This window comes from Streptomyces palmae, assembly GCF_004684805.1.
In the GTDB taxonomy this organism is placed as follows: domain Bacteria; phylum Actinomycetota; class Actinomycetes; order Streptomycetales; family Streptomycetaceae; genus Streptomyces; species Streptomyces palmae.
Genome location: NZ_SRID01000152.1, coordinates 1 through 15,280 on the forward strand (window position 1 = coordinate 1; position 15,280 = coordinate 15,280).

At 73.7% G+C, this 15,280-nt stretch carries 10 protein-coding genes and 1 pseudogene; 8 read left to right on the forward strand and 3 right to left on the reverse strand.

The features are described 5' to 3' along the window. From E4099_RS17145 to E4099_RS17165, 5 genes and pseudogenes are all read left to right on the forward strand, one after another. Nucleotides 1–188, forward strand: a pseudogene (locus tag E4099_RS17145) (hypothetical protein); the annotation flags it as partial. A gap of 7 nt (nt 189–195) precedes the next feature. Then, nucleotides 196–1,017: a TlyA family RNA methyltransferase gene (locus tag E4099_RS17150; protein WP_135339947.1), complete on the forward strand. Its 822-nt coding sequence runs from the start codon at nt 196–198 to the stop codon at nt 1,015–1,017. Continuing rightward, complete coding sequence (locus tag E4099_RS17155; RefSeq protein WP_135339948.1) at nt 1,014–1,961, forward strand: NAD kinase; 948 nt, start codon at nt 1,014–1,016, stop codon at nt 1,959–1,961. Before E4099_RS17150 ends, E4099_RS17155 begins: the two co-directional genes overlap by 4 nt. Nucleotides 1,962–2,063: 102 nt before the next feature. Continuing rightward, entirely contained in the window at nt 2,064–3,791 is a 1,728-nt protein-coding gene (gene recN, locus E4099_RS17160) for a DNA repair protein RecN (protein ID WP_135339955.1), read from the forward strand. 827 nt (nt 3,792–4,618) lie between these two features. Then, nucleotides 4,619–5,746 carry a glycosyltransferase family 4 protein gene (locus E4099_RS17165; protein WP_245244929.1) on the forward strand — a complete coding sequence of 376 codons (1,128 nt, stop codon included), beginning with the start codon at nt 4,619–4,621 and terminating at the stop codon, nt 5,744–5,746. 412 nt (nt 5,747–6,158) lie between these two features. On the opposite strand, the gene E4099_RS17170 is transcribed toward E4099_RS17165, so the two are convergent. After that, nucleotides 6,159–6,728 (reverse strand): TetR/AcrR family transcriptional regulator, encoded by a 570-nt coding sequence (locus E4099_RS17170; RefSeq protein WP_135339950.1) that lies wholly within the window; start codon nt 6,726–6,728, stop codon nt 6,159–6,161. A 144-nt stretch (nt 6,729–6,872) separates the two neighbouring features. Beyond that, nucleotides 6,873–8,600 carry a PucR family transcriptional regulator gene (locus E4099_RS17175; RefSeq protein ID WP_135339951.1) on the reverse strand — a complete coding sequence of 576 codons (1,728 nt, stop codon included), beginning with the start codon at nt 8,598–8,600 and terminating at the stop codon, nt 6,873–6,875. A gap of 732 nt (nt 8,601–9,332) precedes the next feature. Between E4099_RS17175 and E4099_RS17180 the strand changes: the two genes are divergently transcribed. Both E4099_RS17180 and E4099_RS17185 read left to right on the forward strand, forming a co-directional pair. Continuing rightward, nucleotides 9,333–10,010, forward strand: coding sequence for an HdeD family acid-resistance protein (locus E4099_RS17180; RefSeq protein WP_135339952.1), 678 nt, complete (start codon nt 9,333–9,335; stop codon nt 10,008–10,010). 195 nt (nt 10,011–10,205) lie between these two features. Next, nucleotides 10,206–11,174, forward strand: coding sequence for a diacylglycerol/lipid kinase family protein (locus E4099_RS17185; RefSeq protein WP_245244930.1), 969 nt, complete (start codon nt 10,206–10,208; stop codon nt 11,172–11,174). A 281-nt stretch (nt 11,175–11,455) separates the two neighbouring features. Here the strand turns inward: E4099_RS17185 and E4099_RS17190 are convergent, their stop codons facing one another. Next, nucleotides 11,456–13,264, reverse strand: coding sequence for a glycoside hydrolase family 15 protein (locus E4099_RS17190; RefSeq protein WP_135339956.1), 1,809 nt, complete (start codon nt 13,262–13,264; stop codon nt 11,456–11,458). Between the two features lie 432 nt (nt 13,265–13,696). Here E4099_RS17190 and E4099_RS17195 point away from each other — a divergent pair. Continuing rightward, on the forward strand, nt 13,697–15,280 hold a 1,584-nt coding region (locus E4099_RS17195), incomplete at its 3' end, for a CTP synthase (protein ID WP_135339954.1).

The following is a 15,280-nucleotide window of genomic DNA, read 5'->3' on the forward strand; positions in this document are numbered from 1 at the left end:
GTACCCCCACCGGGCACCCGGGGGTGGACGCGGGGCTGGAGCGGCTGGCGGACGCCGATCACCTCGCCGTGAGCGGCCACCTGGAGGTGTACGAGGATGTGCACCGCGGCCTGCGCGACACGCTGACCGCACTCGACCGGCACCCTGGGCCCCCGGCGCCCACGCCCCCGCACGACATCAGGAGCTGAACCCCACGTGGCAGCCAACCGCAGCCAGCGCAGACGACTCGACGCGGAACTGGTGCGCCGCAAACTGGCGCGCTCCCGCGAGCACGCGAGCCAGTTGATCGCCGCCGGCCGGGTGACCGTGGGCGGGGCCACCGCCACCAAGCCCGCCACCCAGGTGGAGACCAGCGCCGCCGTGGTGGTGGCCAAGGACGACAGCGACCCGGAGTACGTCTCCCGGGGCGGCCACAAGCTGGCCGGCGCGCTCGCCGCCTTCACCCCGCTCGGCCTGCGGGTCGAGGGCCGCCGCGCGCTGGACGCCGGAGCCTCCACCGGCGGCTTCACCGATGTGCTGCTGCGCGCCGGGGCCGCCCAGGTGGTCGCGGTCGACGTCGGCTACGGACAGCTCGCCTGGTCGCTGCAGAGCGACGAGCGGGTGGTGGTCAAGGACCGCACCAACGTCCGCGAGCTGACCCTGGAGCAGATCGACGACCGGCCGGTGGATCTGGTCGTCGGAGACCTGTCCTTCATCCCGCTCGGACTGGTGCTGCCCGCCCTGGTGCGCTGCGCCGCGCCGGACGCCGACCTGGTGCTGATGGTCAAACCGCAGTTCGAGGTGGGCAAGGAGCGGCTGGGCAGCGGCGGTGTGGTGCGCAGCCCCGAGCTGCGCGCCGAGGCGGTGCGCACCGTCGCAGGACAGGCCGCGGCCCTGGGACTCGGGGTGCTCGGGGTGACGGCCAGCCCGCTGCCCGGCCCCTCGGGCAACGTCGAGTACTTTCTGTGGATGCGCGCCGGGGCGCCGGCACTGGACCCGGCCGATGTCGACCGTGCAGTGGCGGAGGGGCCCAGTTGACCACTTCAGAAGCATCGCAGCCAGCGGGAGCGCGGCACACCGCGGAGACGGCGGGCGACCGCACCGTCTTCCTGCTCGCGCACACCGGCAGGCCGGCCGCCATCCGCAGCGCCGAGCGGGTCGTCCAGGGCCTGCTGCGCAGCGGAATCGGGGTGCGGGTGCTGGCCGCCGAGGCCGCCGACCTGTCGCTGCCGCCCGCCGTCCAGCGGGTGGACGGCGGCCAGGACGTCCTGGACGGCTGCGAACTGCTCATCGTGCTGGGCGGGGACGGCACGCTGCTGCGCGGTGCCGAGATGGCCCGGCTGTCCGGGGTGCCGCTGCTCGGCGTCAACCTGGGCCGGGTCGGATTCCTCGCCGAGGCCGAGCGGGACGACCTGGACAAGGTGGTGCACCGGGTGGTCGACCGGGCCTACCAGGTCGAGGAGCGGATGACCCTGGACATCCTGGTCCGCAAGGACGGGCAGGTCGTCCACGCCGACTGGGCGCTGAACGAGGCGTCGGTGGAGAAGGCGGCCCGGGAGCGGCTGCTGGAGGTCGTCACCGAGGTGGATGGCCGTCCGGTCTCCGGTTTCGGTGGCGACGGCGTGGTCTGCGCCACGCCGACCGGCTCCACCGCGTACGCCTTCTCGGCCGGCGGCCCGGTCGTCTGGCCCGAGGTCGAGGCGCTGCTGATGGTGCCCATCAGTGCCCATGCGCTGTTCGCCAAGCCCCTGGTCACCGCGCCGAACTCGGTGCTGGCCGTGGAGGTCCAGCCGCAGACCCCGCACGGGGTGCTGTGGTGTGACGGACGGCGCACCGTGGAACTTCCGGCCGGCGCCCGGGTGGAGGTGCGGCGCGGCGCGGTGCCGGTCCGCCTCGCCCGGCTGCACCAGGCCTCCTTCACCGACCGGCTGGTCGCCAAGTTCGCGCTGCCCGTCGCGGGCTGGCGGGGCGCCCCCCGGTGACCCGCCCGGGCGGCCGTTCGAACACCTGCGCGTACATCGGGCGGCGATGCCCGTCGCATCCGGTGCCCGGAACCTCGTAAGGTCATGGGCGTGCTGGAGGAGATGCGGATACGTGCGCTGGGCGTCATCGAGGACGCCGTGGTCGAGCTGTCACCCGGGTTCACCGCGGTGACCGGCGAGACCGGCGCGGGCAAGACCATGGTCGTCACCAGCCTCGGCCTGCTGCTGGGCGGGCGTGCGGACGCCGCCCTGGTGCGGGTCGGGGCCAAGGCGGCGGTGGTGGAGGGCCGGATCGCCGTGGACGAGCGGTCGCCCGCCGCCGTACGGGCCGAGGAGGCGGGCGCCGAGCTGGACGACGGCGCCCTGCTCATCAGCCGGACGATCTCCGCCGAGGGGCGCTCGCGCGCCCATGTCGGCGGTCGGTCGGTACCGGTCGGGCTGCTCGGGGAGCTGGCCGACGAACTCGTCGCGGTGCACGGCCAGACCGACCAGCAGGGCCTGCTGCGGCCGGCCCGCCAGCGCCATGCCCTGGACCGCTACGCCGGCGCCGCGGTCGCCGGCCCGCTGGAGAAGTACACCGCCGCCTACCGGAGGCTGCGCACGGTCGCCGGTGAACTGGACGAGCTGACCACCCGGGCCCGGGAGCGCGCCCAGGAGGCCGACCTGCTGCGCTTCGGCCTGGACGAGATCGCCGGCGTCGAACCGCTGCCGGGCGAGGACGCCGAACTCGCCGCCGAGGCCGAGCGGCTCGGCCACGCCGAGGCGTTGGCCTCCGCCGCCACCGCGGCGCACACCGCCCTCGCCGGGAACCCGGAGGACCTCGAGGGGGTGGACGCCGCCACCCTGGTGGCCGGGGCGCACCGCGCCCTGGAGGCCGTGCGCGCGCACGATCCGGCGCTGGCCGCGCTGGCCGACCGGATCGGCGAGGTCGGCATCCTGCTCTCCGACGCCGCGGGCGAGCTGGCCGGGTACGCCGACGACCTGGACGCCGACCCGCGCCGGCTGGCCGCCGTCGAGGAGCGCCGCGCCGCGCTCACCCAGCTGACCCGCAAGTACGGCGACACCATCGCGGACGTGCTGGCCTGGGCCGAGCAGGGGGCGACCCGGCTCACCGAACTCGACGGGGACGACGAGCGGATCGGCGAGCTGACCGCCGAGCGCGACGCGCTCCGTGCCGAGCTGGGCCGACTGGCCCAGGTCCTCAGCGACGCGCGGACCGAGGCGGCCCGGCGGTTCGCCGACGCGGTCACCGCGGAGCTGGCCGAGCTGGCCATGCCGCACGCCCGGGTGAGCTTCGCCGTCCGGCAGACCGAGGCCGCCGAGGAGACCGCCGGCATCGAGGTCGGCGGCCGGTCGGTGCAGTACGGCCCGCACGGCGCCGACGAGGTCGAGCTGCTGCTCGCCCCGCACCCCGGCGCCCCGCCCCGGCCGATCGCCAAGGGTGCCTCCGGCGGTGAACTGTCCCGGGTGATGCTCGCCGTGGAGGTGGTCTTCGCCGGCTCCGCCCCGGTGCCCACCTATCTCTTCGACGAGGTGGACGCGGGCGTGGGCGGCAAGGCGGCGGTCGAGATCGGCCGCCGGCTGGCCAAACTCGCCAGGTCCGCCCAGGTGGTGGTGGTCACCCACCTCCCGCAGGTGGCGGCTTTCGCGGACCGCCATCTGGTGGTGGAGAAGACCAACGACGGCTCGGTGACCCGCAGCGGGGTGCAGGCCATGGAGGGCGAGGACCGGGTGCGCGAGCTGTCCCGGATGCTCGCCGGCCAGGAGGACTCCCAGCTCGCCCGGGCGCACGCCGAGGAACTGCTGGAGACGGCCCGCGCGGCACGCTGAGGCACCCGGCGGGGCGGGATGCCCTGCCGGGGTCGGGCTCCCTGCCTGGGGGGTGGGTGCCTGGGCCTCCGGGATTGGGTCCTGGACCGTATATTCACGGCGCGAGTGCCCCGGACCGTTGGCCACGCGGCGATAGCGCCACGCATACACGTCAGCGTCCAGGCCCCAACCCCTGCGGCCCGGCGCGCGTCCGTCGTCGAGTCGGCTCGCCGAGGTCGTGAGGGTGGAGCCGGATCCAGTGCCGAGGGCGGGCTTCGGGGTCTGGGTCCAGGACCCAACCCCTGCGGCCCTTGGCGGGGTCCGTCGTCGAGTGCGGTCGCCGAGGTCGTGAGGGTGGAATCGAAGCCAGTGCCGAGGTGGACTTCGGGATCGGGCGGCGGGGTGGTCACGCAGGGACGGTCCGGCGCGCGCTGGCTCGCGCACCTGTGCGCCCGAAGTGCTGGTGTGCCCCTGTAACGCCTGATACGACCTCACCCGTGTGGGTGAATGCCCGGATGGGCCGGCGAGCCAGTGGGGGAGCGAGGTGGCCGATCATGGTCGGCGGAGGGCTTGAGGACTGGCATCCTGATGCACAGGGCGCATCGGGGCGCACGGAGTGTCATCGGCACGCCCTGCGCCGTACGCCCTGGCACTCCAGAACCGCATGGCGCGCCCGGCGCACCCCCGTACCGAGAGCAGCAGTGCACCACCACCCCACAGCACGCTTCGCCGTCCCCGCCCGTCCCACCGGCCACCGGCGTTCCGCGCCGCATGCCGGCCGCGCCGCACACCACCCGCACCGCGGATCCGCCGCGGCGCCCGATGTCCCGCCCAGGAGCCTCGCCCGCGTGAGCAGTACCCCGGTCCCGTCGCCGCCGCACGCCGTCCAGGTGCTCAGCGGCACGGGCTCAAGCAGCGGCGCGCATGTGCGGTCGCTGACCGCCGGGCTGGTGGCGCACGGGCTCCGGGTCACCGTCTGCGCGCCGCGCGCGGCCGAGTACGGACACCGGTTCACGGCGGCGGGCGCCCGGTTCACCCCGGTCGACGCGCTGACCGGGGCCGGCGGCGTGGCGGCCGTACGGGCGGCCGGCACCGGCGCCGGCCTGGTGCACGCCCATGGGCTGCGGGCCGGGATGCTGGCCGCGCTGGCGCTGCGCGGACGCCGGACCCCACTGGTCGTCACCTGGCACACCCGACCGTCCGGCCAGACGGCCGACCGCCGGACGGTGCGGCTGATGGAGCACACGGTGGCGCGGTCCGCCGCGGTGGTGCTGGGGGCCTCGTCCGATCTGGTCGACCGGGCCCGGCAGCGCGGGGCCCGGGACGCCCGGCTCGCCCCCGTGGCACTGCCGCCGCTCCCGACGCCGGCCGGGGACGACTGCGGCCGGGGCAAGTTCCGGGCCGAACTGGGGGTGGTGGACCGGCCCTTGCTGCTCACGGCGGGACGCCTGGTGGCGGAGCGGGGGTACGAGTCGCTGCTCGACGCCTGCCGCGAGCTGCGGGGCCTGGACCCGCCGCCGCTGCTGGCCGTCGCCGGGGAGGGGCCGGCGCGGGACGTCCTCCAGCGGCGGATCGACGCGGAGGGGCTGCCGGTTCGGCTGCTCGGGCACCGCGAGGACCTGCCGGAGCTGCTGGCGGCCAGCGACCTCGCCCTGCTGTGCAGTCCCTGGGAGGCCCGGCCGGCCCTGGCCCAGTGGGCCCTGCACGCCGGGGTGCCGCTGGTGGCCACCGCGGTCGGCGGAGTGCCCGACCTGGTGGGGGAGGGGGCCGAACTGGTCCCGTACGGCGACCCGTACACCCTCGCCCGGACGGTCCGCGAGCTGCTGGCCGACCCGGTACGCCGCACCGGACTGGCCGCCGCGGGCCGGGCGCAGGCCGCGGGCTGGCCGGGCGAGGAGGACATGGTGGCCCATGTGCTGGGCGTCTACGACGAGTTGACGGACGGCTTCGGGAACGGGCGCCACCTCGGCGGATGACGGTGTGGCCGGCCCGCGGCGGCCACCGGGCCGGCCGCGGTGCCGGAAGCCGCGATGGGGCGGGCCGAGGAGGATGCGGGCTCGGCCTCAGCGGCCGGTCGGGGCGACCGCGGCGGTGACCGTGCGGACCGCGCCGCCGGACACCGCGAGCCGGGCGGCGAGACGGCCGTCGACTCGACGATCAGGGGGGTACACGCCGCCCGCCGGGGCCGGGATGCCTCGGTGGTCCTGCTTGCCGGGCTTGGGCGTCCGGAGCGTTCGCTCGCGTCGGCGGGCGACGCGCCGGGCCGGCCCACGGCGGCCGATTCCGTGGCGGCCGGGACCGTCGTGGCGGGCTCCCGGGCGATGACGGCGGGGAAGGCACCGAACTCGTCGAGCACCGTGAGGCTTCCGGCGGTGCCGCACCCGCCGGTCAGGGGGTGGCGCGGTTCCGCAGCAGCGCGTCGAGGGAATCCACGATCCAGTCCCAGGATTCCCGCGAGTCGACCGGCGTGTGATCGAAGGCTCCTGCCGTCTCCAGGCTGACGTAGCCGTGGAAGACGCCGCCCAGCATCCGCACCGCGTGCGTCTGGTCCGGCTCGGCCAGGCCGTAGCCGCGCAGGATCGCCCGCGTCATCTGGGCGTGCCGAACGCCGGCACTGGCGGCCGCCGTCTGGGGGTCGAGCCTGAGCCGGGCGGCGGCGTAGCGGCCGGGGTGCTCCCGGGCGTAGTCGCGGTAGGCGTCCGCGAAGGCGGCCAGGGCGTCCTTGCCCGACCGCCCGGCCAGGGCATCGGTGACCCGATCGGCGAGTTCCTCCAGGGCGAACAGGGCGATCCTGGTCCTGAGGTCCTGGGAGTTCTTCAGATGCGAGTACAGGCTCGCGACCTTGACGTCGAACCGCCGGGCGAGCGCCGAGACGGTCACCTGGTCGAAGCCGACCTCATCGGCCAGTTCCGCCCCCGCCCGGGTCAGCCGCTCCGGGGTCAGCCCTGCTCTCGCCATGACCTGCCTCCTGACTGGCGAGGACCATAACAGGTCCGCTCCAGGGCTTCGGGCAAGGACGAGGCAGACCGGGCCCGTTCGGGGGCGGACGCCCGGCGCCCCCGGTCCCGGCGCACCGCTCCTGTGCCGCGTGCCGCCATGCCGCTATCGGGCGTGGCGGCGGGCCTGGAGGGCGAGGCTGAGGGCGAGGACCGTCTGGGGGTCCTCCAGATCGCTGCCGAGCAGCCGGCCGATGCGCGCCAACCGGTCGTACAGCGTCTGCCGGTTGAGATGCAGCTCGCGCGCGGTCTCGGCCTTGCGTCCGGCGTGCGCCAGATACGCCTCCAGGGTGGGGATCAGCGGCGGCCGGGCGGTGCGGTCATGGCTCAGCAGCGGCCCGATCACCCGGTCGACGAAGGCCGCCAGGTCACCGTGCTCCCGCAGGCGCCACAGCAGGACGTCGACCTCGGTGCGCCGCACATCGTGCCAGGGCCGGTCCGTCAGGCCCTGGGCCGCGCTCGCCGCCTCGGCCGCGTGCCGCAGCTCACCGCCGACCGACTCCCAGCCGCCGGCCACCCCGACCACCACCACCGGGGGCCGCGAACCGGCCCGGTCCGGCCAGGCCCGCTGCACGCCCGCCCGGAGCGCGGCGGCCACCCGCTCGGCGACCGCGGTGCGCTCCGCCGCGTCCCGCAGGCCCACCAGCAGCGGCATCCGGCCCTCCGGCAGCCGTACGCCCAGCAGGACCGGGGCGCCGACCGCGGTCAGTTCCTCCTGCACCGCGTGGGCCAGCGCAGCCCAGTTGGCCCCGGATCCGGTGGGCCCCGGCAGCCCCGTACCGACACGCATCACCACCGGCAGCAGCGGGCCCTCGCCCACCGGCCGGAAGCCCAGCACCCGCGCCTGCGCGGGGGCGTCCGCCGCCTCGATGCGCCCCTCGGCGAGATCGGTGAGGAAGTCGCCCCGGCCGCGTGCCGCCGACTCCTCCTCCTGGCGCGCCTGGAGCAGTACCACCGCCAGCAGGTCCGCGGCGCGCTCGGCGGCGATCCGGTGCACCGGGGCCAGCGGGGTCGACACCGGCAGTACGGTCAGCCGCGCCCGGACCGATCCGGGCCCCGGGCCCCCGCCCCCGGGGACGTCCACCACCACACTGCCGGCCGGCGGTTCCGGGCGCCGGGCCGCACGCCGCTCCCGCAGGCCGTCCCACACCTGGAGCGGGTCCGCGATGCCGGGCGGTGCGGCGGGGCCGGGCCCGGCCGCGTACAGCAGCTGCCCGTCCGGCGCCTCCAGAAAGGCCGGATTGCCGGCGAAGGCCGCGAGCAGCCGCAGGATCTCCGGGACCCCGCCGCCGCGCAGCAGCGCCTGGGTGCACTGCCGGTGCACCTCCTCGGCGCGCCGCAGCAGGGCGTAGTGCTCATTGACGATCTCGGTGTGGATCTCCTCGGTGACCGCGACGAACGGCACCTCCCGGCGCAGCTGCACCAGCGGCAGTCCGTGGCCGCGGGCGGTGTCCAGCACCGCGGCCGGCAGTGTGGTGAAGCGCGAGCCCAACTCCACCACCAGGGCGGCGATCCCGCGCTCGGCCAGCGTCCGGACGAAGGCGCGCTGCTCGACCGCCCGGTTCCCCAGGCCCAGACCGGTGGTCAGCAGCAGCTCCCCGCCCCTGAGCAGGGACGCGATCTTCGGCGTCTCGCCCGCGTGCACCCAGCGCACCGGCCGCCCCAGCCGATCGGCGCCGGCCACCACCTCGGGCAGGCCCCGGCGCAGCGCGGGCAGCTCCAGGGCCCGGGCCACGGTGATGGTGCCCTGCGGCACCGGGCCCGGGGCCGGGGGCTGGTGCGGCGCCACAGCCTCGGTCGACCCGGCCGGCTCCGGCGTCTCGTGCGGTTCCATGGGGGCAGACGCTACCCGGCGCCGCCCCCACCGGCCGGTACGACTGCCGCGTGCGGGGGGCACCTGCTCGGGCTTCCCCGGGCGACCGCCGGTGGGCCGGTCGCCCGCGGTCCCGTGTAGGTTCCGGTGAGCCGTATCCCGGGGCGCTCGGGTGACCTGCGTTCTGCTGGCTCGATTCCGCGCTCGTGTCGTGGCGCAGTCCCGTCTTCGTGTCGTTTTTCTCAGCCGCTGGCGTGTTGTCCCAGGGTGGCGCGTCGAGGAGTCTGACCGAGCTGTGCCCGTCGGCGGGTCCGGTGAACATCCTCGCTCGTCGCGACGTAGCGGGGCCGTTCGATCAGGCTGCGGCGGCGAGGCTGCCTGAAGGTTGGCCCGGTCGATGTCGGACACGACACACACCGGCAAATCCGTGGCGAGCAGCTGCTCCCTGTCCGGGAACAGCTGCGGAGCCTGCCAGTAACCACTCGGGGTCGCGGGCGGAGACGGCGCCCAGGCACGCGATCAGGCGCCCGGTGGGACCCCCTCTGCTCGGTGCAGCCAAGGCAGCTCAGTGGCTGTCGCGTTCCTTACCCGCGCAAGGACGGTCCGTCGCTGCGGGCGCGGCTGCGTGGACCGCTGCGCCGCCGCGGTCGGTCCTGACCGGGCTTGCGAAAGCCTCCAGGTGAAACAGGGCTGGGGGTGGGCGACGATGGAGGTGCACTTGCCGACCGCGCTTTTCCAGGAGGAGGCAGCGGCATGACTTATCCCTCCGATTCCTCGGGCACCGGCCCTCCGCGCGGCACCGAGCCGCAAGACGCCCCCATGACCGAGGGCCTCGGCGCCCTGGCGAACATGGGCTGGCAGATCCTGCTCACCACGGGCCTGGCCACGATCGCCCTGGGCGTCGTGGTCTTCGCCTGGCCGGACGAGACGCTGCGGGTCGTCGGCGTACTCTTCGGCATCTACCTGCTGGCTACCGGCGTCTTCCAGCTGGCCGCCGCCTTCGGCACGCACGTCCCCCGGCATCTTCGGGTGCTGCACTTCCTCACGGGCGCGCTCTCCGTCCTGCTGGGGCTGATCTGCTTCCGGGGCACCCTGCAGTCGATCTTTCTCCTCGCCCTGTGGATCGGCTTCGGCTGGCTGCTGCGCGGCATCATGGTGACGGCAGCGGCGGCCTCCGCCGAGGACACGCCGGCACGCGGCTGGCAGCTGTTCTACGGGATCATCAGCACACTGGCGGGCATCGTGCTGATCGTCTCGCCGTTCACCTCGATCGCCGCCCTCACCCTGGCGGTGGGCGTCATGGCCGTGGTCCTGGGGGTGGTCGAGGTGTTCCAAGCCATCAGGATGCGCGTCGACGTCGGTCGCCTCGCTCCGGGCGGCACTGCCGCCGAGCGGCGGCCCCTGTTCCACCGCCCGCACCCCCAGCACTGATCACGGCGGAGACCCCGAGCCCCCGCTTGGGCGGCGCCCCTGGACCTGGACGTGTGCGGCGCGCAGCGTCTGCCCGGCCGCCGCGGCGCACGGATGCGCCGTCAACCCGCCTGCTCGGGGAGGCCGCCGCACTGTTGTTCTCTACGTCGACCGGGCGGCCGAAGGCTGGCCTGAGCAGCGAGAGGGGGTGTGGTGATGGCCGATGCCCGGACCCGTGCCCGGGTGGTGATCGTGACGAATCCACGCTCGGGCGGCGGCAAGACCGCTCGTTACGGCCTGGTACAGCGGGCCGAGGACATGGGAGCCCAGGTCTGGATGACCAGTGCGGAAGGGGACGCGACGTCGCTCGCGAGGAACGCCGTCGAGGCGGGTGCGCAGGTGCTGGGGGTCGCCGGCGGTGACGGCACTGTGTCGGCGGTCGCAGCGGTGGCCGCCGACACCGACCGCTCGCTGGTCGTGGTCCCGGCGGGCACCCGCAACCACTTCGCCCGGGACTTGGGCCTCGATCTGCGGGATCCGGGGCGGGCGCTGGACGCTCTGGTCGACGGTGAGCCCGCGCAGGTGGACCTGGGGGTGCTCGGCTCGCGTGTCTTCGTCAACAACGTCTCTTTCGGTATGTACGCCGACGCCCTGCTGGAGCCCGGGTACCGAGAGGACAAGCCGCGCGCGTTCACCGCGGTGGCGTCCGACTATGTCAAGGGCAAGCAGTGGGTCGAGGCTCGCGTGGACACACCATGGGGGACCGTTGAGTTTCCGCAGGTGGTGCTGATCTCCAACAACCCTTACCACCTGGCCACACCGCGCTGGCTGGGCCGTCGCTTCTCGCTCGCCACGGGACGGCTGGGCGCCATCGTCCTCAAGCGCCCGACTCAGGCGCCCCCGGACCTCCTGCGGCACCTGCGCGGCGAACTGCGACAGCGCAAGCGCGGTGTCGGCCCGGCGGGTGAAGGGGTTGTCGTCTGGTCGGCTCCCGGCATCACGCTGCACGGTGACGTCCGGCACCTGGACGCGGGCATCGACGGCGAAGCGGTGCGGCTTCCTCTGCCCGTAGTGTGCGGAATTCGGCCGGGTGCCCTGCGTGTGCTGCTGCCGAAGAACCGGCCAGGGATCCCGCCCGAGCGCGCGGTGCGCCTTGGAACGGAAGCTTTCGGCAGGTATCCCTGATGCTCAGCCTCACCCGTGCGGTACGAACCCGGGCGAGGCGCGGACCAGCCCGGACACTGGTGCCCGTCCCCCAAGCCACACGTCCTTCAGGGCGGCCTGATCACCGCCGGGGCATGCTGGCATGCCCCGGTCGTTCGCATCGATGACGACCGGGGCGATCCGATACACCAAGGGTGGAGCCACCGGCGCTGGAGGCATGAATCCCGCTACCGTGTCGTGTCCGACATGGCGACGACATCGCCGCACGGAATGCGACACGGGAAACGGGAACCTACATCCCGTCAGCCGCCGTACGCGCCGGAGGCGGTCAGCCGCAGGGCCGTGTCGATCAGCGGCACATGGCTGAACGCCTGCGGGAAGTTCCCCACCTGGCGCTGGAGCCGCGGGTCCCACTCCTCCGCCAGCAGCCCCAGGTCGTTGCGGAGGGACAGCAGCTTCTCGAAGAGCCGCCGCGCCTCGTCCACCCGGCCGATCATCGCCAGGTCGTCCGCCAGCCAGAACGAGCAGGCCAGGAAGGCGCCCTCGTCACCCTCCAGGCCGTCCACCCCCGCGTGCTCGCCGGCCGTGGGGTAGCGCAGCACGAAGCCGTCCGAGGTGGACAGCTCGCGCTGGATGGCCTCGATGGTGCCGATGACCCGCTTGTCATCCGGCGGCAGGAAGCCCATCTGCGGGATCAGCAGCAGCGAGGCGTCCAGCTCCTTGGAGCCGTAGGACTGGGTGAAGGTGTTGCGGTGCGGGTCGTAGCCCTTCTCGCACACATCGCGGTGGATCGTCTCGCGCAGCTCCCGCCAGCGCTCCAGCGGGCCGTCCACATCGCCGGACTCCAGCAGCTTGATGGTGCGGTCCACGGCCACCCAGGCCATCACCTTGGAGTGCACGAAGTGGCGGCGCGGGCCGCGCACCTCCCAGATGCCCTCGTCCGGCTCGTCCCAGTGGTCCTCCAGGTACTGGATCAGCTTGATCTGGAGCAGCGAGGCGTAGTCGCTGCGGGTCAGCCCGGTCATGTGCGCCAGGTGCAGTGCCTCGGTGACCTCGCCGTAGACGTCCAGCTGGAGCTGCCCGGCCGCGCCGTTGCCGATCCGCACCGGCTGGGAGCCCTCGTAGCCGGGAAGCCAGGGCAGCTCGGCCTCGGTCAGCTCCCGCTCGCCCGCGATGCCGTACATGATCTGGAGGTTCTCCGGGTCGCCGGCCACCGCCCGCAGCAGCCACTCCCGCCAGGCGCGGGCCTCCTCCCGGTAGCCGGTGCGCAGCAGCGAGGAGAGGGTGATCGCCGCGTCCCGCAGCCAGGTGAAGCGGTAGTCCCAGTTGCGGGAGCCGCCGATGTCCTCGGGCAGCGAGGTGGTGGGGGCGGCCACGATCCCGCCGGTGGGGGCGTAGGTGAGCGCCTTGAGCGTGATCAGCGAGCGGATGACCGCGTCCCGGTAGGGGCCGTGGTAGGTGCAGTGCCCCACCCACTCGCGCCAGAACTCCTCCGTGGCCGCCAGCGCGCCCGTGGGGTCCGGCCTGCCGGGCGGCTCCTTGTGCGAGGGCTGCCAGCTGAGGGTGAAGGTGACGCGCTCCCCGGGGCCCACGGTGACGTCGGAGAAGGTGGTCAGGTCCTCGCCGTAGGTGTCGGCCTCGGTGTCCAGCCACACCGAGTCGGGCCCGGCGACCGCCACCGTGCGGCTGTCGACCTTGTGCACCCAGGGCACGACCCAGCCGTAGGAGAAGCGCATCCGCAGTGCCGAGCGCATCGGCACCCGCCCGCTGACGCCCTCCACGATCCGCACCAGCTGCGGGGCGCCGTCGCGCGGCGGCATGAAGTCGATGACCCGCACGGTACCGCGCGGGGTGTCCCACTCCGACTCCAGCACCAGGGAGTCGCCCCGGTAGCGCCGCCGGGACGCGGGCGGCGGGGTGCCGTCGGCGGCGTGCGCGGGGCCGAGCCGCCAGAAGCCGTGCTCCTCGGTGCCCAGCAGCCCGGCGAAGACGGCCGGGGAGTCGAAGCGCGGCAGGCACAGCCAGTCGACCGTGCCGTCCCTGCAGACGAGGGCGGCGGTCTGCATATCGCCGATGAGTGCGTAGTCCTCGATGCGCCCGGCCACCTGCATCCCCATTCGAACGGCCTCGCCCCTCGGGGCGCGTGTTTAGCGGTCTCGGATTGCCCGACGAGCCCGTCTGCCGGGGCGTACCGGTGGGTGCCTGGTAGATGCCTTGCCGGCCGCAGCTCGCAGCGCGTGTTCCGAGCAGGATACGACGGTCGCTTGTGATCCGCTGGAGTCGTCCCACATCGTGGCTGAGCCGTTCGAGTGGGGGTCGAAAAGGTACATTCCGCGGCTCCCGGAGGGGGCTCGCCGGCGTCTCCGGACGCGACCGCTCCGGGGCGCTGATACCCTGGTAGCCCGTGGACCGGTGGGCGCACGACCCCCGAACCGCAGCGACGACAGCACCCCTCGATACGGCAGTCCGACGCGTCAGAAGACGGCGGCCGGTCGGGGAGCGCGCCGTTTTGCACCTCACCTCGCGACCACGGGAGCCCCCTCTTGGCACTTGCCACTCAGCCCACGACGACCAAGCACATCTTCGTCACCGGGGGTGTCGCTTCCTCACTCGGCAAAGGCTTGACCGCCTCCAGCCTGGGCGCCCTGCTGAAGGCGCGCGGCCTGCGGGTGACGATGCAGAAGCTCGACCCGTACCTGAACGTCGACCCGGGCACCATGAACCCGTTCCAGCACGGTGAGGTGTTCGTCACCAACGACGGCGCCGAGACCGACCTGGACATCGGCCACTACGAGCGCTTCCTCGACGTCGACCTGGACGGCTCCGCCAACGTCACCACCGGCCAGGTGTACTCCCAGGTCATCGCCAAGGAGCGGCGCGGCGAGTACCTGGGCGACACGGTCCAGGTCATCCCGCACATCACCAACGAGATCAAGCACCGCATCCGCCGCATGGCCACCGACGACGTGGACGTGGTGATCACCGAGGTCGGCGGCACCGTCGGCGACATCGAGTCGCTGCCCTTCCTGGAGACCGTCCGGCAGGTCCGGCACGAGGTCGGCCGGGACAACGTCTTCGTGGTGCACATCTCGCTGCTGCCGTACATCGGCCCGTCCGGCGAGCTGAAGACCAAGCCGACCCAGCACTCGGTCGCCGCGCTGCGCAACATCGGCATCCAGCCGGACGCCATCGTGCTGCGCGCCGACCGCGAGGTGCCGACCTCCATCAAGCGCAAGATCTCGCTGATGTGCGATGTCGACGAGGCCGCGGTGGTCGCCGCCATCGACGCCAAGTCGATCTACGACATCCCCAAGGTGCTGCACACCGAGGGCCTGGACGCCTATGTGGTGCGCAAGCTCGACCTGCCCTTCCGGGACGTGGACTGGAGCACCTGGGACGACCTGCTGGACCGGGTGCACAACCCCGACCACGAGGTCACCGTGGCGCTCGTCGGCAAGTACATCGACCTGCCCGACGCCTATCTGTCGGTCACCGAGGCGATCCGGGCCGGCGGCTTCGCCAACAAGGCCCGAGTGAAGATCAAGTGGGTCACCTCGGACGACTGCAAGACCCAGGCCGGCGCGCGGAAGCAGCTCGGCGACGTGGACGCGATCTGCGTGCCCGGCGGCTTCGGCGAGCGCGGTGTGAACGGCAAGGTCGGCGCGATCACCTTCGCCCGCGAGAACAAGATCCCGCTGCTCGGCCTCTGCCTGGGCCTGCAGTGCATCGTGATCGAGGCGGCGCGGAGCCTGGCCGGTATCGAGGGCGCCAACTCCACCGAGTTCGAGGCCGGCGCCGCCCACCCGGTGATCTCCACCATGGCCGAGCAGCTGGACATCGTCGCCGGCGAGGGCGACATGGGCGGCACCATGCGCCTGGGCATGTACCCGGCCAAGCTGGCCGAGGGCTCCATCGTGCGCGAGGTCTACGCCGGCGAGCCCTACGTCGAGGAGCGCCACCGCCACCGCTACGAGGTCAACAACGCCTACCGCGGTGAGCTGGAGAAGAAGGCCGGGCTGGTGTTCTCCGGCACCTCCCCGGACAACAAGCTGGTGGAGTACGTCGAGTACCCGCGCGAGGTGCACCCGTACCTCGTGGGCACCCAGGCCCACCCCGAGCTGCGCTCC

Excerpts from the sequence above, each read along its gene's own strand:
- E4099_RS17190 (WP_135339956.1), bottom strand. The coding sequence starts at position 13,264 with ATGCAGGTGGCCGGGCGCATCGAGGACTACGCACTCATCGGCGATATG.
- E4099_RS17180 (WP_135339952.1), top strand. The coding sequence starts at position 9,333 with ATGACTTATCCCTCCGATTCCTCGGGCACCGGCCCTCCGCGCGGCACC.
- E4099_RS17185 (WP_245244930.1), top strand. The coding sequence starts at position 10,206 with ATGGCCGATGCCCGGACCCGTGCCCGGGTGGTGATCGTGACGAATCCA.
- recN (WP_135339955.1), top strand. The coding sequence starts at position 2,064 with ATGCGGATACGTGCGCTGGGCGTCATCGAGGACGCCGTGGTCGAGCTG.
- E4099_RS17175 (WP_135339951.1), bottom strand. The coding sequence starts at position 8,600 with ATGGAACCGCACGAGACGCCGGAGCCGGCCGGGTCGACCGAGGCTGTG.
- E4099_RS17170 (WP_135339950.1), bottom strand. The coding sequence starts at position 6,728 with ATGGCGAGAGCAGGGCTGACCCCGGAGCGGCTGACCCGGGCGGGGGCG.